Raw genomic sequence first — 18591 nt, 5'->3', positions numbered from 1 at the left:
GGTTTGATGGCACTGTATTTCGTTCGGCGGGTTTGCTTCACTACTTCTCCTGGTCGAAAGTGGTGATGCATTCACCGCCTGAACCTACCGCCCGAAAAATAGCCCGAAAGTGTCATAAACTCACACAGTTTCACATTTGCAGCCCGTAATTTCTGGGGTTAAAGGCCAAAAATGTGAGCCTTTCCGGCGGCGTGGTTATCTGACCCAGCCTTTTCGATGCCGCCTCCTCCCCCATAGTCACTACCGAGTAGCCACCAAGCCTGCATCCGCGGACTGCAGCTTGCCGTCAACCATCTCCACGATTCGGTCGGCACCGTGGAGCTGCCCCAGGTCGTGGGTGATGTACAGGGTGGCCACACCCATCTTCCGCGTCACATCCATAATCAGTCGCGTCACCGCCCCTGCACTCTTCTGATCCAAAGCCGCGGTCGGTTCGTCGACTAGCAGCACTTCCGGCTCATTCATCAGTGCGCGCGCAACATTGACGCGCGCCTGCTGACCACCGGAAAGCTGGCTCACGCGACGTTCTCCCAGCCCAGCCAGTCCGACTGCCTCTAGCAGCTCATCCGCGCGCTTCTCCGCTTCACGACGGCCACCCGCGGGCCACCCGAAAACACGGCCCAGTCGCCGCATTGCGATGAGCTGCTGCTTAACCGTCAGCGCTGGCAGAAGATTCGGCTGCTGGAAAACAATACCGATGTGTTCGCGACGAATCTTGGCAGCATCCGCGCCGCGAGCGCTCAAATCAATGGCCTTCCTTTCCGCACTCTCGTCCGCGCCTGCACCGTTCGCGTCCTGTTTGTTGGAGTACAGCGTGACATGTCCGGTATCGGCACTCTTCAAACAACCTGCGATGGTCAACAGAGTCGACTTGCCGGAACCCGATGGTCCGACCAGTCCCACTACCTCGCCTGCCCGGATCTTCAGCGAGATGTCATCCAAAATGGTGCGTTTGTTGTCGCCATCTTGGACGGTCAGCGAGATGTTCTTTAGAGCGAGTGCCACGGGAGCCTGGTTGTCGATGTAGGTAGTCATTTTGTCCTCAATTCCTCAATTCCTCAGTTGCAGGTTGTGCATGATTAACGCGATGTGAGTGTTCTGTGGGAAGCCGCCGTGCTAGGCCGTACTAACGAGCCACTACGCATTCGCCAATGCGGTGGTCGGATCGACGCGGAATACCGGCACCAGTGCCAGCAGCGCACCAACTACGCCGGTCACGGCCAGAATGAGCCCCGGTACGACGGTCGTGGAAGCATCGACCACAATTGGCATGACGTCGCCGCTCTGCAGAGCCCAGCCCGCCGCTGCAGTCACCGCAACACCGCCGCCGACTCCGATTGCCAGCACGGCCAGGACCTGCGCCAGAGAGTCAGCCACCAGCACGGAGCGGGACGCACCGAGCGCCGAGGAAATGGCCACACCACGCAGTCGTTGAACAGTCCACACGGTGAAGAACGCGCCTACCACCAGCGCAGAAATCACATACAGCATCGAGGTCATCGCGTTCAGCGAAGTCTGCTCACCCTGGTAGGAAGCCGACAGGTTATTGCGCTCGCCGTCGCGCAGAATGGTTCCTTCCGGGACATTCGGCAGCTGCGCCGCGGACTCGTCGACAACCATCGCCGCTGGCACCATCTGCCCCGGCGTCAGGTCTTCCATCACGCCGCGCCCGGCATAAATGACCGCTTGGTGATCCAGCCACTTATCCCCCGCCACGCGCGCAACGGTGGTCTCGTGCTCGCCCATCGCGCCAGACAGGGTCAGCGAGTCACCTTCCGCAATGGCGGTTTCACTGACGCCGTCGGTGACGGCCACCTGGTCGTCGTTAAGCGAAAAGTCGGAGATGACGGTGACGGGCGTTTCATCGACGCGCGCACGACTGACGTAGACATCGCGGATGGTGGCGTTGTTATCGTTCGCCCACGTCTGGACGCTCTTTCGCGCCGTCTCGCCGATACTTGACGACGACAGCGACGTGGCCCCCTCCGAGATGACGACGGCGTCGTTTTTGTCGTAGACCTCGTCCAGTGCGGAGACGGACTGGGCGGACAGGCCGGCGGCCAAAGCCGAGAGGAACGTGACCATCACAGCAATCATCCCGACGGTGATGGTGATCAGTGCGGCACGGCCTGGAGCGGCTCGAAGTTCTTTCATTGACTGGTACATACTCATTATGGTCGTGGATTCAAAGGCGGATTTAATCGCCATGGAGGTTGAACTTCGTCTCCAACTTTCGGTTGATGTTGACAATTCCGGCTCGTCAGCGGTGTTTTGGCAGGCGGAACTGCCCTAAGCTCGAGAGCGTGGATACTCCTGAGACCCTGAACCGCAGCTGGCAATTACTGCGGTTTGCCCTGGATGTTTTGGTGCTGGTGCTGCTGGCGGTATGCGTGGTTCCGGATCCGCAGTGGCGAATCATCACCTATGCGGCGTGTTTTCTAGCGGTGTACATCGCAGGTTCGGTCGGGCCGATTGGTCGGGCTCGGCATGGCAACGTAGCCAACGAGGTCGCGCTGACTAAGCCGCGTGGCCTGCTGTTGGGCTGGCTTGTGATTCTGCTGCTGTGCTGGGCGGCAATGTCGTTTGCGACGCTGGATGCCTCTTTCCTGGTCTTCCCGCTGTTTTTCGTAATTCTGCAGGTCACCGGTGGCCTAATGGCCGTGGTTATGGTGGTGGCAACGACGGCGACGGCAATCGGTGCTATCGCCGTCCACACTCCGCTGACATTTGGTGGTGTCCTCGGCCCCATTCTGGGTGGGACGTTTGTACTCACGGTGGGGCTGGGGTTCCGGCTCCTGCAGAAGGAGACTATCGAAAAGACCAAGGCGCTGGAGGAGCTCTCAGCTGCCCGCGCCCACTCGGAAGCACTGTCCCGTCGTGCCGGTGAGCTGGACGAACGCGCACGCCTCGCAGCCGATATTCATGACACCGTGGCGCAGGGGCTTTCCTCCATCCAGCTGCTGCTGCATTCGGTGGAGTCCCGCATGAAAAGTGCTCCCACTCAGCATGACCAGACCTCGGTGGATTCGCTACAGCTCGCCCGCAAGGTTGCGGCCGACAATCTCGCCGAGACCCGGCGCATCATCGCAGCACTTCAGCCGGCTCCCCTCGAAGGCGCAGACCTATCCGGCGCGTTGGAGAAAGTCTGCTCCTCCACGGTGCTGGGCGATGCTGTCAGCTTCTGCGTCGACGGCACACCCACGCGGCTGCCGGCCACCGTCGAAGCAACCATCATCAGGGTGGCCCAGGCGAGCTTGGCGAACGTCGTCAAGCATGCACACGCCACGCGTTGCCGTGTCACCCTGACCTACCAGCCCGACGAGATTCTGCTCGACTGCGTCGACAACGGCATCGGCTTCGACCCCACCGCACCAACTAACGACGACAGCGTGGGGATCGCCAACGCGCGCCGACGCGTGGAGAAGCTCGGCGGCACCTTCACCATCGAGTCGGAACCGGGGCGTGGCTGCGGTGTCAGCGTCAGCATCCCGCACGAGCTCGCCTCTTAAAGTCCCGCGCCTGGTATGCAGGTAGGAAACGACCATTCACATCACCCGAGGAGTTAGCCAGGTGACCAAGCCCATCGGAGTCCTCATCGCCGACGATCACCCCATCGTCCGCGCTGGTCTTCGCGCAGTCGTTGAATCGGCGCCGGATATCGTCGTGGTTGGCGAGGCGGCCAGCGGTGACGAGGCGGTCGAGAAGGTGCGCGCATCGCTTGACGACGACTCTTGCGACCACATCGATCTGGTACTCATGGACCTTCGCTTTGGTGAGGCCCCTGGCACTGCTACCCGCGCAGGCGGAGTTGATGCCACCGCAGCCATCCGCGCACTGGCCGGGCGCGGCGCAAAGGCTCCAGAAGTGTTGGTGGTGACCAATTATTCTTCGGACTCCGATGTGCTCGGCGCTGTCACCGCAGGCGCAGTTGGTTATCTGCTGAAGGATGCCGCTCCGGAGGAGCTCATCGATGGTATCCGTCGTGCCGTTCGCGGCGAGACCGTGCTGAACACACAAGTGGCCGGGCGCTTGATGGGTCGGATGCGCAACCCCAATACAGCACTAACCCCGCGCGAACTCGAAGTGCTCGAGTTGGTCGCGCGGGGTATGTCGAATAGAAAAATTGCAGAACAGCTGGTGCTCACCGAAGCGACTGTGAAATCGCATCTGGTACATATTTTCACCAAGCTAGACGTCAGCTCCCGCACCGCGGCTGTTGCTCGGGCGCAGGAGCTGGGAATGTTGGGTGATTAGGAAACGGACTAACCCGCGTGGCTTAAATGATGGCCTCACTTAGAGGACATGGACTACCAAGAGCTGGTCTCGTCGGCGTTGCCCTTCTTCCAGGTCTCCCACGGGATGTTCCAGTCACCGAGTCCATCAACACCGGAGAGCGTCTCACCAATCGTATTCTTCACAATCACGATGTCACCGCGCTTAGTGTTGTCCAGGAACCACTTAGCGTTGGCGTCAGTGACGTTGATGCAGCCGTGAGACTGGTTGACGCTGCCCTGTGCCCACGTTGACCACGGTGCACCGTGGACGTAGATACCGGAGTAAGACATCTGCGTTGCATAGTTAACCGGCGTGACGTAGCCACCGTTTTCCAGAGACAGGCCGTAGGTACGAGAGTCCATCACCATGGTCTCGTTGCGATCACCGATGATGTACTGGCCATTCGGAGTCGGGTGAACATTCGACCCCATAGAGATAGGCATGGAGTTTACGACTTCACCGTTCCTCTTAATGACCATGGTCTTCGTCGCGTCATCAGCGATAGCAATGACTTCATCACCGATAGTGAAGCTGGTTTCGGCGGACTCCGCACCGTACATATCGTCACCAAGATCCGTGCCGTAAATATCGGACTTCACGGTAACCTTGGTCCCCGGCTTCCAGTACTCCTTTGGACGCCAGCGCACCTCACTGTTATTCAGCCAGTAGAAAGCGCCTTCCACCTTAGGCTCGGTGGTCACCTTAATTGCTTCCTCAGCAGCCTTGCGGTCCGAAATACTCGCGCTGAATTTCACAGCAATAGTCTGACCGACACCCACGGTGGAACCATCCAGCGGGGACAGGTAACCATTTACCTGAGAAGTCGGCTCGACGGTGGTGAAAGAAGTAGCCAGCTTTTCTGTGCCCGAGGTGGCGTTAATCTCATAGGTCTTTGAGTAGCCCAGGGGTTCTGCAGTGGTCCACTTGGTACCACTGGAGTCGAGCTTGCCCTTGACCTCTTTGCCCTCAGGGTTGGTCATAACAACCTTGTCCAGGCGATGTCCCTCTTCCACCTGAACCGAAATCGGGTCAACCACCGAAACATCGGTGGCGTCGTCCTTCACACTGGCGACAAGACCAACGTCTGGCTTCTCCGCCTCTTGCTGCTCGGCATTATCTCCGCCGACGGTACAAGCAGCTAGCGAGATGGTGGTCGCAAATGTCACCACCGCCATCGACAGGCGCTTAAAAGATTGCCGCATGATCGTGCTTCACTCCAACAGTGCAATTATTAAGTAGTAAGTCCCGGGGACACACTGCGACACACAGCGGAGTCCTGCTACAGCCCCTGGTGCGCCCTCGAAAAAGGTCAGACTGCCCTGCAGCGGCACTAGCCACCGATAAAACGCTCGCCCTAACTGAAAAGCCTTATTGACTGCCCAATCGCAGTCATCAACCCCTCACAGGGCGCAGCACGCAAAGTAGCCCAACGGTTCCTACAGTTAACCCTCTGGAAAATTGCTGTGCAACCCCAAAAAACCGGGGCACTTCAACCGACCTGGGAAAACAGCGCCCCCTTGAAGCTGCGTTACCGAAAAGTAATCAGTTCGCTATTCAAAAGTGCCACCGGACGCTTCCGGACGTTACTGAACACTGTCGAACGTAACTCCGACATCTATGCACACTCCCAACGTCGATGGCATTGATACAGGCCCTACCCCACTTTGAGGATTTCCAAACTTTTTTTGAACTTTTTTCAAACGGTTGCGCAAAACCTTTCAAAAAACATGCAAAAACATCAATTCAAAAACAGCATCTGACCAGCCGATTTTACAAACAATCAGAAACCTGGTTATATATCTTCTCGTTGCCGGCGAGGAGCTCACACAGAGAGCACCAAGCAGGAAACAGTAAGCGCCATTAGCTCAACTGGCAGAGCAGCTGACTCTTAATCAGCGGGTTCGGGGTTCGAGTCCCTGATGGCGCACAAAAGCCCAGGTCAGACAGTGTTTTTACTGTCTGGCCCTTTGGCGTTTTAGAGGAAACTCCCTGTTCAGGGCGTTTTTAAAGTAACACATGCCCAGGGTACATTAGGCGCCCGTGTACCCGGGAAAATGACCTCTAAAGGGCACACATTGGGCACGAATTGGGCACAAAACTTCGGTAATTTACGACTACTGAAAAGCGGACGATACCAAGCTCGATACACCGCACCGGACGGCAAACGATACAGCTCCACGTTTCCGGACAAACTAAGCGCGCTCGCATGGTTAGCCGAAAACAAGAAGGCGATTGACCTAGGTGCATGGGAACCACCAAACACCGAAAAGGAAACTGTCCCAACGGTCGGTGAACTAACACGCCACTGGTTTCAACTAATCGCGCCGGGCGTACGAATCACCACGCTCCGGGCTTACAAGGAAGTAGTTAACCTCCGAGTCCTAGGACACGAGCGGCTTGCCTCTACCCCGGTGGATAAACTAACCCCTCGCAAGGTTGCCGGGTGGTGGCAGGACACAGTAGAAGCTTTTCCCGATACCGCTTACCGCAATCACCGGGCTTATCAAAAGCTCCGAACAATCATGAATCTTGCTGTCGAATACGGCTATCTTCCATCAAACCCGGTTCACGTCAGGGTTGCGTCTCGCAAGCCACAGAGCAAGCGGAAGGAACTACCAACCACCAAACAACTCAAGGCAATCTTGGAGAACGTTCCGCACCGCTACCGACTCATTACGGTGCTGTGTCTCTTCCACGGTCTTAGAGTGGGAGAAGCTTTAGCCCTGCACGGCAAACACGTCTTTCCGGACAGGGTGATAATCGAAGGCACTCTAGCCAGGGTGCCCAACGGCAAAGGTGGTGTGAAGATGGAACTGCACCCACCCAAGACACAGGCCGGTTATAGAACCGTCCCGGTTATGCCAGAGTTCCGGCACATCGTTACCGAGCACCTGGCCACGTATCAGCCACGCCCGGAGGGCTATGCAACCGAGACCGACAACGGTGCTGCGGTGTTTGATACGTCCTACAGGTCAATCTTCTACCGAGCCAAAGATAAAGCCGGGATTGAAGAAGACCTCACGCCCCATTACGGGCGTGTGTACCTCATTACCCGGCTTGCTGAAGCCGGTGCTACTCCTAGGGAGATTGGTTTAATCCTTGGTCAAGAAGACGTGTCCACCATCGTGAACACGTACATGAGAGCAAGACAGAGACGCGCTAACGCGCTTATGTCTTCGGTGAACCTCGACGATTAGGAGAGACAACCCAGCCCGCCCAAGCGGGCCGGTCTCTCCGTTACTGTCTCCTTTGGTAACTGTAGGAGTCCTCCGGGGACTCCGCTTGTTGCTTCGTCCCCTACGACGGTAACAACCGGCTCCGGTGTTGGGCACCTACGCCGGGAACGAGTTAGACCAACGGAGGCTTCTAAAGCCTCCTTGGAGAAACAAACACGACCACAGAAACAATCACGACCGGGGCTGTTCGCCCCTTTTCAAGGCCCCTAAAGGGCCTCTTATCGTGACCGGGCGGCAATAAGCCGCCCTTTGGTTTCTTCACTCCTCCTAAGAAGGGAGGCCGTAAGCCTCCCGTTAAAAGGAATACTTGCACGGGGTGAGCCTCCATAGGGGGTGCAAAATGCAAAATGCAACCCTGTGACCTGCGGATATGTAAAAAAGTTGCATACGAGTTTGCATCTAAAAATGCAACTCTACACCGGTTCCCAGCCTCCTTCTTCGTCGTTCCACGCAAGCGACTCCGAACGATTCAAGATGTTTCTAATCGTACCTTCACTACGTTCGATATCGTGAACGTTCAATAACTGTTCTCTCACGCAACGAGCTACCTCGGACTTGTTCAATCCCCGGGGTGCCTTCGTTGCAAGGTCTCGAACCATGGCATCTAGGTCTTTGGCCCGTTCGCTGCGTTGTCGTTTCGTCTCGGACTCCTTCGGAGCTCCGGAATCAACAACCAAGAAGCCGTGTTTATCCCTCACACAATGAATCGGGTCAACCACTGCATTATTGGCTAGAAACTCAAGAACCCTCTTAGGAGACTGCACGAGACCGCCCGGCGCGTTTAAAAACACTCTGGCTCGTGCGAACTGAGTTGCTGCGGCGTTGCCCGCCGGTCGCTTAATCTGTTTGCCTTCTTGTCTGGAGTCTGTAGAGTGCCCCACCAACACCGTTGGGGCGTTAAACCTTGCTAGGTGCTCGTACAGCCTTACCCAGCCTTCTCGGTAGTTTATTTCGCCCTCTACAAGGGCTGTGGCGTGGTCTACGACGACAAGACCGAAGCCGAATGCGTTAGCGTACCCGGCTATGTCCTCCCAAGGTACTTCGGAGGCCGCTGTGTCTAGTTTGCGGATACCGACCCGCCCCGGGTCTGTTCCGAGTGCGTCTAAGCGCTTCTTGTATTCCAGGTCACTGCCTACGTCGGTGGTGAGAATTAAAACGCTGTCTACTTTTTCGTAGGTGGGTAAGCCTAATAAGTCGGTGCCTTGTAAGGCTGCATTAATGACCTGCGAGACAAAGAAGGACTTTCCCATCTTGGACATGCCGTAAACGTACGTGGTGCCTTGTTTGGCTAATGCTCCTTCGATAATCCAAAAGTCCTTGTGAGAAACCTCTTGCATATCTTCGAGCCACACGGCCCCTAGTTTGTGCCACGCTAGTGAGCGTTCTCCCAAGTCCGTCAGGTTGCCGTCGTTGTCGATGTAGTCGGTGATTGTTTTTCCTTTGGTAAGCCGGGGACTTGCAGCGATGCCCGCTGTAGTTTCCCCGGTGGTGGTGTCCGGTCTAGCCTAGGATTGCCTTAGCCTCTTCTAGACTCAATTCCCGTGGTGGCTGGTCACAGCCGTTAGGTTCCCAGGTGACTAATTGCCCAGGAACATCGGGGTTACCGTTAGCATCGGCTTGTGCAAAGCCGTCTACCCAACCCAGGTAAGACGTTGTTGCTCGCAGGTGCTCCGGTGCTCTTAACACTGCGATGTGTGCCGGTTGGTCTGCCTTCCACAGATTGAACGCTGCACTACAGGGCACAAGGTTGCCTACCCGGTGCATTGACCCCTTTTTACTCAGCGGAACGACGTGCTCTAAGTGCCTGTAGGTCGCCCTGTTGCTGCTGTCCTGGTCCTGGAGAGTCACCCCGGTGTAGTAGCACTTCTCCGGGTCGTGGTTGCGCTGGTTCCGGAGGTACTTTACTAGCTGCGGCTCGGTGACCTTCCATGCTTTACGTCCCTTCGCCTTAGCCCGAGTGAACCCGTTTTCTAACGAGTACCCGAAGCCGTACCCGGACTTAGCCCGCTGCCGTACTGCTGCGCGGGTGCACCGCTTACAACGGGACATAAACCCGCCTAAGCCCTTCTTGTCTCTGGTGAAGTTGTCTTCACACAGCTCTAGAACATCGTTGCACGTGTTGCAAACCCTTTTTCCCTGGAGTGCGTAGAACTCCTGTAGTAGCTTGACTTCTTTCTTAAGTCCCGTCATACTGTCCTTACTGCCTCTTTTGAGGCGATTGGCGCGGCGGCTAGACCGCGTATATTTTCCGCATTACTTTGGTGTGTCTTTTTCCTATAAATTCATACAATCCTCCCTTGGTTATCTACGTCACCGGGCGCGGTGGCTACACTGTTCAGTTCTTCAAACAACGGTGCCGAGATGCAAAAACCTCAGCCCTACCATTTTACAGTAGGGCGTTTTGTTGTGTCAAAATAAAAATCGAGGATTGTGAGGAACATCACTCTCTATCGACCCTGCAACCCGTACACGGGAGAACACCCGCTATCACGTACGGTGCCCCTACACGGGGCGGGGTAACCCCCGTGGGTCGCAAACGGTGCCCACCTACCCCCACTCCGGAGGACTATCCAACACCGCCGGAGGACTCGCACCACGACACCCACCTTCGCCACAGGAGGCCTCTAGGAGGGGTGCCACGCCCCCGTGTGCAACCCTGTCTACGTCCAAGCCTCTAGACCTGCCCGGCGCGCCGGGCGTACCTGCCTAGCGCGCCCTAACCTGCCTAGCGGGTGCCTAGCACCCCGACCACCCTCCTAGGGTGGTGCCACCTACCCGGAGGTGTCCCGGCGGGCCCCCGCCGTCCGGGTGTCTCACACTAGGCAACCCAAGGACCACCCTGCCGGTGTCCAAGTAGGGCACACCCATCTGTACGCGCTGACCTGCGGCGTTGTGGGTTGTGCCGAGCGTGCTGCCGGAGTCCCTTTCAGTGTCCCTGGGGTAGGAGCGGCCGCATGAAGGTGCGCTCGTACCGCAGGACGCACCCGGACTCGTCTCGAATCCGGTCAGCGGCGATGAAGTCCGGGTGGGTGCCGAACAAGGTGCGGTACTGCTCGTAGGCAGCCAGGCTGGGGAAGCTGAACAGGGATTCCGCACGGTCACTCACACCTTCCGCGGGTAGGTAGTACCCGTGGTGGGTGCCGCCGTGTTCGTCGACATGCCGCATCCAAGCGCGGGCGAACTGTTCAAAGGCCGCGATCTGGTCGGGGTCGATGGTGTAGTGGACGACACAGGTGATCACATCCACAACGCTAGGCCCACAGGCGCTCATTGGGGAGCCTTTGTCTGTGCGCCTCGTGGTGCACCTGGGGCACACCAATCTGCCTGGTTTACCTGCGGAAATGCGTCAGTTCGCCAAGTTGGCGCCGATTTCAACGGTGAGAACTCCGACGGCGATGAAGAGGATGCCGAGGGCCATGGTTCGGGTGAGGGGTTCGTGGAAGATGACCCGGGCGAGGATCGCGGTGAGAGCTACGCCGGATGCTGCCCAGATGCCGTAGGCGACGCCAAGGGCCATGCCGTCGGCCAAGGCGAGACTTAAGGCGACGAACGCCACGAGATACCCCGCGATGACGCCGATGAACCATTTCTTCACCCGGCCACCGTCGGAGGCTCGTAGCGACATGGTCGCGACGACTTCGGACAAGATGGCGCCTGCGAGGAAGATCCATCTCATGAGTTGACTCCTGCTTCCTGGGCTGCGGTTTGCTGAGCTTTCTGGGAGCCGAGTTCGACGGTGAGGACACCGCTGATGATCAGAACCATTCCAAGACCCATCACAGCAGTCAGAGGTTCACCGAAAATCGCGGCGGATAGCACAGCGGCGAGCACGACCCCGCTGGCTCCCCAGATGCCATAGGCGACGCCGATCTGCATTCCTTCGCGCAGGCAGAAGGTGAGGAAGACGAAAGTGCCGATGTATCCGGCAGCAACCACGATGTACCAGGATGGGTGATTGAGCGCCGCCTTGAGAGACAGCGTCGCCGCCACTTCGGTAGTGATGGCACCAGCGAGCAGGAACCACTGCTTCATGGGGTTGTTCCTTCGATCAGGGAGCGAATGCTGGAGACGACGGCTTCGAGATCCGCGCCGTGGAGGGTGGACACACCTGTGGCCTGGGCGCCCCAGAGTCCGTCGGCGGCGAGTCGGGCGGTGGTCAGCCTGGCTCGGGTGGCGGCGTCGAGATCGTCCGGGAGTTCGAGCCAGCGGCCCATCCGCGTAGTCCACGGTTCGGTGAGTTCGGGCCGGTACGTCGCTTGGCCCCAGATGATGAACTCGGCGCGCTTGGCGGCCCCGTGGGCGGCGACGTGAACGTAGCTCAGGAGCCGCTCGGTGGCGTTGGCGTTCTCGAGGGGCTTGCCAAGGGTGGCAGTCATGTCGTTCTCGACGTTGGCCGCAGCGTGGTCGACGATCGCGGCGAGCTGTACGTCGCGGTTGCGGAAGTGATATAGCAATCCCGGTTTGGTGAGCCCGGCCTCGTGGGCCACTGCGTCAAGGGTAATGTCGCCACCCTCCGCTGCGTTCATGACGCGGAGGGCAGCTTCCAGGATCTCGGAGCGCTGACCGGTTCGCATATAGCTAACTTTACCATTTGGTAGGTGAAGCCTTCAACTGCGGGCGCTGGTAGGGGCACCTGGGGTACACCCTAACTAGACAGGCGAGCCTCCACCTAAACCCCGTCTAAATAGGGTGGGGTTGTCTATTTATTGACACATGTCCAGGAATGTCTTAGAGTCTATTTTGACACCACGGCATGGCAGACAAAGGGAGTAGGACACAATGACCAGCAAGGCGCTTCGTATCGGGTACAAGCGAGTTAGCACCGTAGACCAGAACACCGATAGGCAACTAGAGGGCGTGGAACTCGACCGCGTTTTTGAGGACAAGGCCAGCGGTAAGGACACCAACAGGCCGGAGCTTCAGGCCGCGATTAGCTTCTGTAGAGAAGGCGACACGCTCGTTGTCCACTCTATGGACCGCCTCGCACGCAATCTAGAGGACCTTCGTCGCACCGTCAGGGAACTAACCAGCAACGGAATCCGAGTAGAGTTTGTCAAAGAAGCTCTTACCTTCACCGGAGAAGATTCCCCGATGAACAACCTCCTCCTATCCATGCTTGGGGCTGTGGCAGAGTTTGAACGCTCCATGATTCTGGAACGTCAGCGGGAAGGAATTGCAATCGCTAAGGCTAAAGGAAAGTACAAGGGCCGCAAAAAGGCCCTCAACTCCGAACGGATTGCAGAACTCAAGAAACTCAAGGCAGAGGGCGTGTCAGTCACCAAACTAGCTAACGACTTCGGTATTAGCCGCCAATCGGTCTACAACTATCTAGGCTAGACTCATTAACCACTGTGACCTGCTGTTTTCCTCCAGGGGTGTAGATTGAACCTAGCCCCTTGTCCGCTTCGTCCAGACGACACGGAAGTTACACCCTGTTACGCCTTGTGACCTGGTAAAACGGTCGGTGACCGGAATAGTATGACGGTCATCTCTGCCCCGTTCCCAGCGTAATCACGACAACCAGGCAATAACTTCTTTGCCCGAGGGATAATCAGGCGAATCGACAACCGTCTCGAACTTCAGAGCTGCCCCGGTGTGCTGCACGACTTCTTGCACCACGGACATGCCTACCGCCTTCGGACTTGCTCCAGCATCGAAGGACACGAACAGAACACCGTCATGAATGCGGGCGTAAACGGTGCTTGCAATCTCAATAATGAGACCATCTTCCACGTCTGCCAAGGTGATGTTCTCATGCTTCATCATGTCCCGGATTGACACCTTCATTGTTTTTTACTCCTCTGTTATTGGGCACAAATTGGGCACACGGCTGTGTGCTACTGTTTTCCCTAGAACAGAGAAGCCGCTAAAAACGTTTCTACCTGCGCTGATGCGCTCCTGATAGTGACTTAAAACCCCTTTGGGGTTCGAGTCCCTGATGGCGCACAAAAGCCCCTGGTAGACGGACTTTGATAGTTCGACTACCGGGGGCTGTTCCCTTTTTGTTCCCTTTTTGGACGTTTCCGCAGGTCAACGAAAGATAAGGGCAAAGGCAAGGAAGATAAGACCAAAGAAACACCCTCTGACCTGTGAAGATACAAAGATAAGGAAGATGAGGGTATATAGACCTATTCCGCATCTTTGCAGGTCAGGCACCTACAGCCCGGCGCGCCCCCACCTTTGTCGGTGGGGTGTCGGCGGGTGATTGATTGGGGTCTGCTTGTCCTGGTTTTTAATAGGCTGTCCCTAATTTGTCCCGGCACGTTTTCGCAGGTCAGGGGAGGTATCCAGGCAATGCCGTGCCCCTTTTGCTTCCGTGGTTGGGACAGGGTTCCCTCCCCTGGGTCGCCTATTCGGCGGCGGTCAGTTTGATGATTGCAGCCGGGTTGATGATGCCCCAACCAACCCGCATGATCGCGCGAATAGCGATGCGGTCAGAGCTGAAATATGTTTGGTCGCTTACTTCAACGCGGGTGTCGGTGCGTCGAACGAAGATTGAGGTTGTCGACGGCACGCCCCAAATCGTGCCTTGTTCGACGTGTGGCGTGGCCATCAGCGGCACACCATCGATGTGGCGCACCAGTTGGCCGGTGGCGTCGCGTTCGGTGGTTAGCAGCCGTTCGGCGCTGCCTGTTGCCTTCTTGATCTTGGCCAGCGCTGCGGCGTCGGCGGGGTTGGCGGCGTAAGCGGTCAGCGGGTGGCCTTGAGACTGCGCGGCCTGCATGGCGTCAATGAATGGGTCAAGGCTTGAGAATGCGGCTCCTGCCTTGATTTCGGTTGTGCCGTCCAGTGCTGCAAGACCGCTTGGCGCTGGAGCTTCGAGCGCGCCGAAGTATGCGGCGTCAATCTGTCGAATGATGTCGCGTGTCAGTCCTGCACCGACGAGGTTCGCGGCGTCTGCGCTGGAATCGTCTGCGAGCTCACGTGTGACCACGGTGAGACCTGCGACCTTTGCCGGTCGGATAACCAGCGGCTTCATTTCCATGTCGTCGGTTGTGATTTCCGCGCCCTCTGCTGTCCATCGCGCTGTTGGGTCTTTGGTCACGGTTGGGACGATGACGGACTCGCTGCCGGTCTGCATCTGCTGCGAGAGCAGCGCGGCTAGTGACTGTTCCATCACGGGCTTTTCAATGACGGTGGCCACGACGTCCGGGGTCAGTAGTGCGCTGCCTTGTAGCGCGTCGTTAGATGTGAAGCTTGGCATTGGGTTGCCCCTCCTATTGAGGTTGGCGCGCGGGGCTGCACCCTCCTGCCTGTGTCGCCGGGGTGCCCCGTGGTCAAGCCTGTAGGGGGCGGTGGCGGTCGGTGCCCCTTGGGGTATGCAAACGCCCGGGGCGGGGGTGCATTCCGCACGACGGTGTACGTGTACGAGAAATTGCTGTTAGTCGGTGTCGTACCGGCTAACGCCCCCGCTCCGGGCGGGTGATAGAGGTCAACTGTTCGCATGAATCCGGTCACGCGGGGGCGTTGACGCTCCCCCTGCCGCTAATCCTATCAGCGTTGATCGAGAGCCCGGCCAATCCAATTGCCAGCCGCGCCAGCCGTGCCATTGACACGACCGACCGACTCCACAATCGGCAAGCCCGACTGTGGGGCGGTGTTGATACCAGCGTCGGCGGCAATGTCGATACAGGCTTGCTTAATGCCAGCCAGGTCAACCTCCCCACTGTCAGAGATGTAGTCGCCGATATTGAGACCGAGCTTCACCAGCGCGGCGGTCGACACGTTATGAGCAATGGGGTTAGCCATCTCGATAACGGCGTGCTCTAGGCCAGTCACCCGCGCGGTGGCGTGGGCTAGTCCGCTTTCTGTCTCACGTAGGCGCTCCCGGTATTTCGCGGCGTCTTTCCGAGCAGCCGCGAGGCGTGGGTCATGGTGCTTCCCATCGTCGCTACCGTCGGCGGCGTGGCCGTCGGCGGCGTCTGGATTTGCAACGCTTCCGTGTCGCTCCTGCTTATCGGTCGGTGAAGCATCGGCGGCATCTCCGTCGGCCTGCTCCACAGCATCGGCGGCGGTGTCATCTGTCATTTGTCAGTCTCCTTTTTCTCCGTGAACTCGAAATGCCTAAGCCACTGCGCGGGCATACCCTGCCTATCCGGCGGCAAATACCCGGACGTGATAGCCGTCGGACGCACCGCGTGGACAACCACACGACGGCCAGGCACACGACCAGTAGCGGCCAAAAGCTCGGCTTCATGCGCCAAAATAAAACGCGGCAACCGGCCACCAACAGCAGCCGGGGAACACTCAATAGCCGCCAAATCAGCAGCACGCGCCGAATCTTCAGCCCTGCCAATCCGGCACCCCGGCGCGTGACTAGTCACAGGATTAAGCCACCAGTTAACCGGTGTCGAACATGTCGGGCATATTCCAGCGGCATCGTGTTTATTGCTCATTGGTCTTTCTCCTTTTTGCAGCCCGGCGCGTATTTGTGGCCGTTGTCGTAAACCATTCCTGCCCATACTCCGGCGCGTTGTTCTGGTGGTAGTTGTTCGATTGCTTTTCTGCATGACTGTTTGGCCGTGCAGGTGGCGCATATGCGGGCGGCGGCGCGGTGGCGAATCGTTTGTTTGTGTTCGCGTTCTTTGTGGTGGGAAAGGTCGAATAGCCAGCCGCTGCCGCGACACGCGGCGCCGGGCATGTGGTGTGTTGACCAGGAGGCCAGTTCGGCGGCGTGCTTGGCTAGCGCGGTGCTGATCTCTATCTCGGCGCGGCGTCGGCGTTTGTGTGTCACGGCGGCTATTCTCCTTATCCGGTCTATGCGCTAGTTATCATGCCCACGGGTCTGTTAACAGCATTGCGTTAATTGGTTCTGGCTGCTCTTCCATGTCACTACTTTTTGCCTTTCTAAACAACATTAAATTTGTTGTTTGTGCTGGTTGATGGATTATGCGCAAGCGTGGCCACGGGCATTTATGCGCTAGTTATCATGCCCGTTGGCTTAGCTGCGGCGTTTGTGGTCGGCGGCGTGGGGTCTGTGCCCGGTAGGTGCCATGCCCACCCACCTGAGCCCTGTTTACGGGCTTGGACTCCAAGGCGGGTTTTAGCGTCCCGAACTTGGGGCATACTCCACCCCGCGCCGGAAGCGTCGGCCTTAATGTCCGTCGACCAGCGCGCCCCGTCAGCCAAGTACTCCCTTAGCCACGTATCGACACCCCGGCGCGTGGCGCGGGTGTCTCCGTTCTGGTCAGCTTCGAGAACGTCACGCGCGTCCCGATCGGTAACCTCACCCCACGACACAGCACCCACACGGGTAGCAGCCGCGCCGGGGATAGGCACCAGAGTGTCCACAATCCGCGCCGGGCGGGTGATTGTGCGGGCGGCAAGGTTGGTTTTCGTGTTGGTCACAAGAATGTCGCCGTTGGTTTCGTCGGCGGCGACCGCTAGGACGCTGCGGGGTACTTGTGACCATGCGGCGGAACCGAGGACGGCGCGGCCAGTGTCGGCGGTAGCGGTCTTTCCGAAATGAGTCACGGCCAGGATTGCCAGCCGGTGGCGTTCGGCTAGCGCTGCCAGCGGGTCGAGTAGTTGGCGGACGTCTCCGGCGTGATTGGGGTTAAGACGCGGCGACAAAACGGCGGTAATCGGGTCGATGACGATCATGCCGTAGTCTCCGGCTTCGACTAGTGCGGCTAGGCGCTGCATATCGCGGGGTAGGTCGAGCGCGCCGGGTTGGCCGTGGCTGGTGACGTCGAGGAAGTCAACGCGGTTGAGGTCTGCTCCGGCGGCAATGAGCCGGGGGACGGTGACCAGTGCGCGGGAATCTTCGATAGCGACGTAGAGCACGCGGGTGGGTGCTCCTAGTTGGCCTTTGGTCGCTTGGGCGGCGAAGTCGGCGGCGATAGTGCTTTTTCCGATGCCCTCACGGCCTGCGATGAGGGTTAGCGCGTTGGCGGGTAGCCATGACGGGATAAGCCAGGACAGGCGCGCGGGTTTAACGTCGCTTGCTCGTCGGGGTGTGAGTTCGCGGGTGCTGCTATTCTGTGGGGGCGGAGTTTCCATGATTTGCCTTTTCGGGTGGGAATGAGCCGGGCGTTTCTGTGCGAGCGCCCGGCTCTTTTTCGTCACTGTGACTTTGCTGCTACAAGGCGTAGGGCTTCGTACATTCCCGAAATGAACTCACCTCTAGACGCTGGGGTGTATTCCGATTCATGGCAGATGCTGATTACAAGACCTGTGTCGTTGGTGACGTCGGTGCCTATCAGGAAATCGCGGGGGCTCCATTGATTCGCGGCGTTGAGCTCTGCCCACGCGGAAATCATGGCGTGCCGTGTCGTGGAACCAATGACAATCTTTTTCCCGGCGGGCATCGTGGCGAGGTTCGGGGCGGCGGCGTCGACCGCTTTAGTGGTGTCGGTGAGGTACGCACCGATAGCGACGTTTTCGAAGTTCGTCACCAGCGCCACAAAGTAGTTTTCAGTGTTCGGCGTGGACGATGCGAGGATCAGCCCGGCGGCGATTCCGCGCGCGTAGGCGGCAGTTTCGTTCGTAAGCCCGTCATAGAGGGCGGTGGCGGTTGGCCGGTGTGGTGTGGTCATGGGTTGGCCTTTCTAGACAATATCGGGGACGCTGTGGCCGTCAAGGACGGTAAACATTGGTTGCGTTTCGGTGGCCACGAGCGCGGCGCGTAAGACAGCTTGGAGAACATCGGCGGTTTGCCCTCCTGTTTTGGCGGCGAATTCATGGCACGCGCGGTGAATATCGTGGACGGTCAGGTCTGCAATCACGTCCGGCGCGGGAAGCGGCATCGATGGGAAGCAGTGCAGAAATGCGACTTGGGCTAGTCCGTCGTACACGGCTTGGTACACGTTTGTAGGTGTCGGCTCGGTCATTGGCGTTTTTCGTCCCTTAGCGGAAAGAAAATCACCTCTAGCAACGTGGAAACGTCCAGGCGTAAATCTTTACCAGTGATGTCTTTGAGCGCTTGGGTCATCATCGATACGTGTTCCATCGTTATGCATTCGCCCTTTTCGACTTCTTCGAGGATAGGAATATCGGGGCAAATAACATTCAGAGCGAAGCCCTGCATTTCTAGCAGCGCTGTGCGACTAACGCGGTGGTCAATTAATCGGGACATGGT

Annotated in this window: 22 protein-coding genes and 1 tRNA gene; 5 read left to right on the top strand and 18 right to left on the bottom strand. The window is 58.1% G+C overall.

Annotated features, from left to right (window positions below; genetic code table 11):
• Positions 1 to 240: 240 nt before the first annotated feature.
• Positions 241 to 1035, bottom strand: a complete 795-nt coding sequence (locus ADB08_RS10315) for an ABC transporter ATP-binding protein (RefSeq protein ID WP_049172923.1) — start codon at positions 1033 to 1035, stop codon at positions 241 to 243.
• Positions 1036 to 1137: 102 nt separating this feature from the next.
• Positions 1138 to 2154, bottom strand: a complete 1017-nt coding sequence (locus ADB08_RS10310) for an FtsX-like permease family protein (RefSeq protein WP_239272274.1) — start codon at positions 2152 to 2154, stop codon at positions 1138 to 1140.
• Between the two features lie 149 nt (positions 2155 to 2303).
• On the opposite strand from ADB08_RS10310, the gene ADB08_RS10305 reads away from it, so the two are divergent.
• Positions 2304 to 3509, top strand: a complete 1206-nt coding sequence (locus ADB08_RS10305) for a sensor histidine kinase (RefSeq protein WP_065421673.1) — start codon at positions 2304 to 2306, stop codon at positions 3507 to 3509.
• Between the two features lie 61 nt (positions 3510 to 3570).
• Positions 3571 to 4254 (top strand): LuxR C-terminal-related transcriptional regulator, encoded by a 684-nt coding sequence (locus ADB08_RS10300; protein WP_080969579.1) that lies wholly within the window; start codon positions 3571 to 3573, stop codon positions 4252 to 4254.
• Positions 4255 to 4307: 53 nt separating this feature from the next.
• On the opposite strand, the gene ADB08_RS10295 is transcribed toward ADB08_RS10300, so the two are convergent.
• On the bottom strand, positions 4308 to 5477 hold the full coding sequence (locus tag ADB08_RS10295; RefSeq protein WP_049172917.1) for a L,D-transpeptidase: 1170 nt from the start codon (positions 5475 to 5477) through the stop codon (positions 4308 to 4310).
• 652 nt (positions 5478 to 6129) lie between these two features.
• Between ADB08_RS10295 and ADB08_RS10290 the strand changes: the two genes are divergently transcribed.
• Both ADB08_RS10290 and ADB08_RS10285 read left to right on the top strand, forming a co-directional pair.
• A tRNA-Lys gene (locus tag ADB08_RS10290) sits at positions 6130 to 6202 on the top strand.
• A 127-nt stretch (positions 6203 to 6329) separates the two neighbouring features.
• A complete protein-coding gene (locus ADB08_RS10285) occupies positions 6330 to 7472 on the top strand; it encodes a tyrosine-type recombinase/integrase (protein ID WP_049172915.1) in 1143 nt (380 codons plus the stop codon).
• Positions 7473 to 7924: 452 nt separating this feature from the next.
• On the opposite strand, the gene ADB08_RS10280 is transcribed toward ADB08_RS10285, so the two are convergent.
• From ADB08_RS10280 to ADB08_RS10255, 6 genes are all read right to left on the bottom strand, one after another.
• On the bottom strand, positions 7925 to 8863 hold the full coding sequence (locus ADB08_RS10280) for an AAA family ATPase (protein ID WP_049172913.1): 939 nt from the start codon (positions 8861 to 8863) through the stop codon (positions 7925 to 7927).
• Between the two features lie 148 nt (positions 8864 to 9011).
• Positions 9012 to 9560, bottom strand: a complete 549-nt coding sequence (locus ADB08_RS10275; protein WP_152682221.1) for a hypothetical protein — start codon at positions 9558 to 9560, stop codon at positions 9012 to 9014.
• Positions 9561 to 10437: 877 nt separating this feature from the next.
• Complete coding sequence (locus ADB08_RS10270) at positions 10438 to 10782, bottom strand: NIPSNAP family protein (RefSeq protein ID WP_239660059.1); 345 nt, start codon at positions 10780 to 10782, stop codon at positions 10438 to 10440.
• A 75-nt stretch (positions 10783 to 10857) separates the two neighbouring features.
• A complete protein-coding gene (locus tag ADB08_RS10265) occupies positions 10858 to 11187 on the bottom strand; it encodes a DMT family transporter (RefSeq protein WP_034666342.1) in 330 nt (109 codons plus the stop codon).
• Complete coding sequence (locus tag ADB08_RS10260; protein ID WP_034666344.1) at positions 11184 to 11543, bottom strand: DMT family transporter; 360 nt, start codon at positions 11541 to 11543, stop codon at positions 11184 to 11186. The genes ADB08_RS10265 and ADB08_RS10260 overlap by 4 nt, the downstream gene beginning before the upstream one ends.
• Positions 11540 to 12037, bottom strand: coding sequence for a TetR/AcrR family transcriptional regulator (locus tag ADB08_RS10255; RefSeq protein WP_239660060.1), 498 nt, complete (start codon positions 12035 to 12037; stop codon positions 11540 to 11542). The genes ADB08_RS10260 and ADB08_RS10255 overlap by 4 nt, the downstream gene beginning before the upstream one ends.
• A gap of 253 nt (positions 12038 to 12290) precedes the next feature.
• Here ADB08_RS10255 and ADB08_RS10250 point away from each other — a divergent pair, with 253 nt between their 5' ends.
• Entirely contained in the window at positions 12291 to 12848 is a 558-nt protein-coding gene (locus ADB08_RS10250) for a recombinase family protein (RefSeq protein ID WP_049172906.1), read from the top strand.
• Between the two features lie 174 nt (positions 12849 to 13022).
• Here the strand turns inward: ADB08_RS10250 and ADB08_RS10245 are convergent, their stop codons facing one another.
• From ADB08_RS10245 to ADB08_RS10205, 9 genes are all read right to left on the bottom strand, one after another.
• Complete coding sequence (locus ADB08_RS10245) at positions 13023 to 13298, bottom strand: hypothetical protein (protein WP_049172904.1); 276 nt, start codon at positions 13296 to 13298, stop codon at positions 13023 to 13025.
• Between the two features lie 562 nt (positions 13299 to 13860).
• Positions 13861 to 14715 (bottom strand): phage major capsid protein, encoded by an 855-nt coding sequence (locus ADB08_RS10240; RefSeq protein WP_049172902.1) that lies wholly within the window; start codon positions 14713 to 14715, stop codon positions 13861 to 13863.
• Between the two features lie 290 nt (positions 14716 to 15005).
• A complete protein-coding gene (locus tag ADB08_RS10235; protein ID WP_049172901.1) occupies positions 15006 to 15539 on the bottom strand; it encodes a hypothetical protein in 534 nt (177 codons plus the stop codon).
• The gene (locus ADB08_RS11545; RefSeq protein ID WP_152682220.1) at positions 15536 to 15907 is read right to left on the bottom strand and encodes a hypothetical protein; all 372 of its coding nucleotides are present in this window, start codon (positions 15905 to 15907) and stop codon (positions 15536 to 15538) included. The genes ADB08_RS10235 and ADB08_RS11545 overlap by 4 nt, the downstream gene beginning before the upstream one ends.
• Positions 15904 to 16245: a WhiB family transcriptional regulator gene (locus ADB08_RS10225; RefSeq protein ID WP_049172897.1), complete on the bottom strand. Its 342-nt coding sequence runs from the start codon at positions 16243 to 16245 to the stop codon at positions 15904 to 15906. Before ADB08_RS10225 ends, ADB08_RS11545 begins: the two co-directional genes overlap by 4 nt.
• 179 nt (positions 16246 to 16424) lie before the next feature.
• Positions 16425 to 17513: an AAA family ATPase gene (locus ADB08_RS10220; protein WP_049172896.1), complete on the bottom strand. Its 1089-nt coding sequence runs from the start codon at positions 17511 to 17513 to the stop codon at positions 16425 to 16427.
• Positions 17514 to 17575: 62 nt separating this feature from the next.
• Positions 17576 to 18049, bottom strand: coding sequence for a hypothetical protein (locus tag ADB08_RS10215; RefSeq protein WP_049172894.1), 474 nt, complete (start codon positions 18047 to 18049; stop codon positions 17576 to 17578).
• Positions 18050 to 18061: 12 nt separating this feature from the next.
• On the bottom strand, positions 18062 to 18343 hold the full coding sequence (locus ADB08_RS10210; protein ID WP_049172892.1) for a hypothetical protein: 282 nt from the start codon (positions 18341 to 18343) through the stop codon (positions 18062 to 18064).
• Positions 18340 to 18588 carry a hypothetical protein gene (locus tag ADB08_RS10205; protein ID WP_049172891.1) on the bottom strand — a complete coding sequence of 83 codons (249 nt, stop codon included), beginning with the start codon at positions 18586 to 18588 and terminating at the stop codon, positions 18340 to 18342. Before ADB08_RS10205 ends, ADB08_RS10210 begins: the two co-directional genes overlap by 4 nt.
• Positions 18589 to 18591: the final 3 nt, after the last annotated feature.

The sequence above is a fragment of the Corynebacterium sp. 239_CJEI genome (genome assembly GCF_001055995.1).
Classification (GTDB): domain Bacteria; phylum Actinomycetota; class Actinomycetes; order Mycobacteriales; family Mycobacteriaceae; genus Corynebacterium; species Corynebacterium jeikeium_D.
The sequence above is the reverse complement of the archived record's forward strand: the minus strand, read 5'-3'. Positions and strand labels throughout refer to the sequence as shown.

Coding starts and splice junctions, on each gene's coding strand:
- ADB08_RS10210 (WP_049172892.1), bottom strand. CDS start 18,343: ATGACCGAGCCGACACCTACAAACGTGTACCAAGCCGTGTACGACGGA.
- ADB08_RS10260 (WP_034666344.1), bottom strand. CDS start 11,543: ATGAAGCAGTGGTTCCTGCTCGCTGGTGCCATCACTACCGAAGTGGCG.
- ADB08_RS10275 (WP_152682221.1), bottom strand. CDS start 9,560: ATGTCCCGTTGTAAGCGGTGCACCCGCGCAGCAGTACGGCAGCGGGCT.
- ADB08_RS10310 (WP_239272274.1), bottom strand. CDS start 2,154: ATGAAAGAACTTCGAGCCGCTCCAGGCCGTGCCGCACTGATCACCATC.
- ADB08_RS11545 (WP_152682220.1), bottom strand. CDS start 15,907: ATGAGCAATAAACACGATGCCGCTGGAATATGCCCGACATGTTCGACA.
- ADB08_RS10215 (WP_049172894.1), bottom strand. CDS start 18,049: ATGACCACACCACACCGGCCAACCGCCACCGCCCTCTATGACGGGCTT.
- ADB08_RS10295 (WP_049172917.1), bottom strand. CDS start 5,477: ATGCGGCAATCTTTTAAGCGCCTGTCGATGGCGGTGGTGACATTTGCG.
- ADB08_RS10285 (WP_049172915.1), top strand. CDS start 6,330: ATGACCTCTAAAGGGCACACATTGGGCACGAATTGGGCACAAAACTTC.
- ADB08_RS10220 (WP_049172896.1), bottom strand. CDS start 17,513: ATGGAAACTCCGCCCCCACAGAATAGCAGCACCCGCGAACTCACACCC.
- ADB08_RS10270 (WP_239660059.1), bottom strand. CDS start 10,782: ATGAGCGCCTGTGGGCCTAGCGTTGTGGATGTGATCACCTGTGTCGTC.
- ADB08_RS10265 (WP_034666342.1), bottom strand. CDS start 11,187: ATGAGATGGATCTTCCTCGCAGGCGCCATCTTGTCCGAAGTCGTCGCG.
- ADB08_RS10250 (WP_049172906.1), top strand. CDS start 12,291: ATGACCAGCAAGGCGCTTCGTATCGGGTACAAGCGAGTTAGCACCGTA.
- ADB08_RS10315 (WP_049172923.1), bottom strand. CDS start 1,035: ATGACTACCTACATCGACAACCAGGCTCCCGTGGCACTCGCTCTAAAG.
- ADB08_RS10240 (WP_049172902.1), bottom strand. CDS start 14,715: ATGCCAAGCTTCACATCTAACGACGCGCTACAAGGCAGCGCACTACTG.
- ADB08_RS10245 (WP_049172904.1), bottom strand. CDS start 13,298: ATGAAGGTGTCAATCCGGGACATGATGAAGCATGAGAACATCACCTTG.
- ADB08_RS10255 (WP_239660060.1), bottom strand. CDS start 12,037: ATGAACGCAGCGGAGGGTGGCGACATTACCCTTGACGCAGTGGCCCAC.
- ADB08_RS10235 (WP_049172901.1), bottom strand. CDS start 15,539: ATGACAGATGACACCGCCGCCGATGCTGTGGAGCAGGCCGACGGAGAT.
- ADB08_RS10205 (WP_049172891.1), bottom strand. CDS start 18,588: ATGTCCCGATTAATTGACCACCGCGTTAGTCGCACAGCGCTGCTAGAA.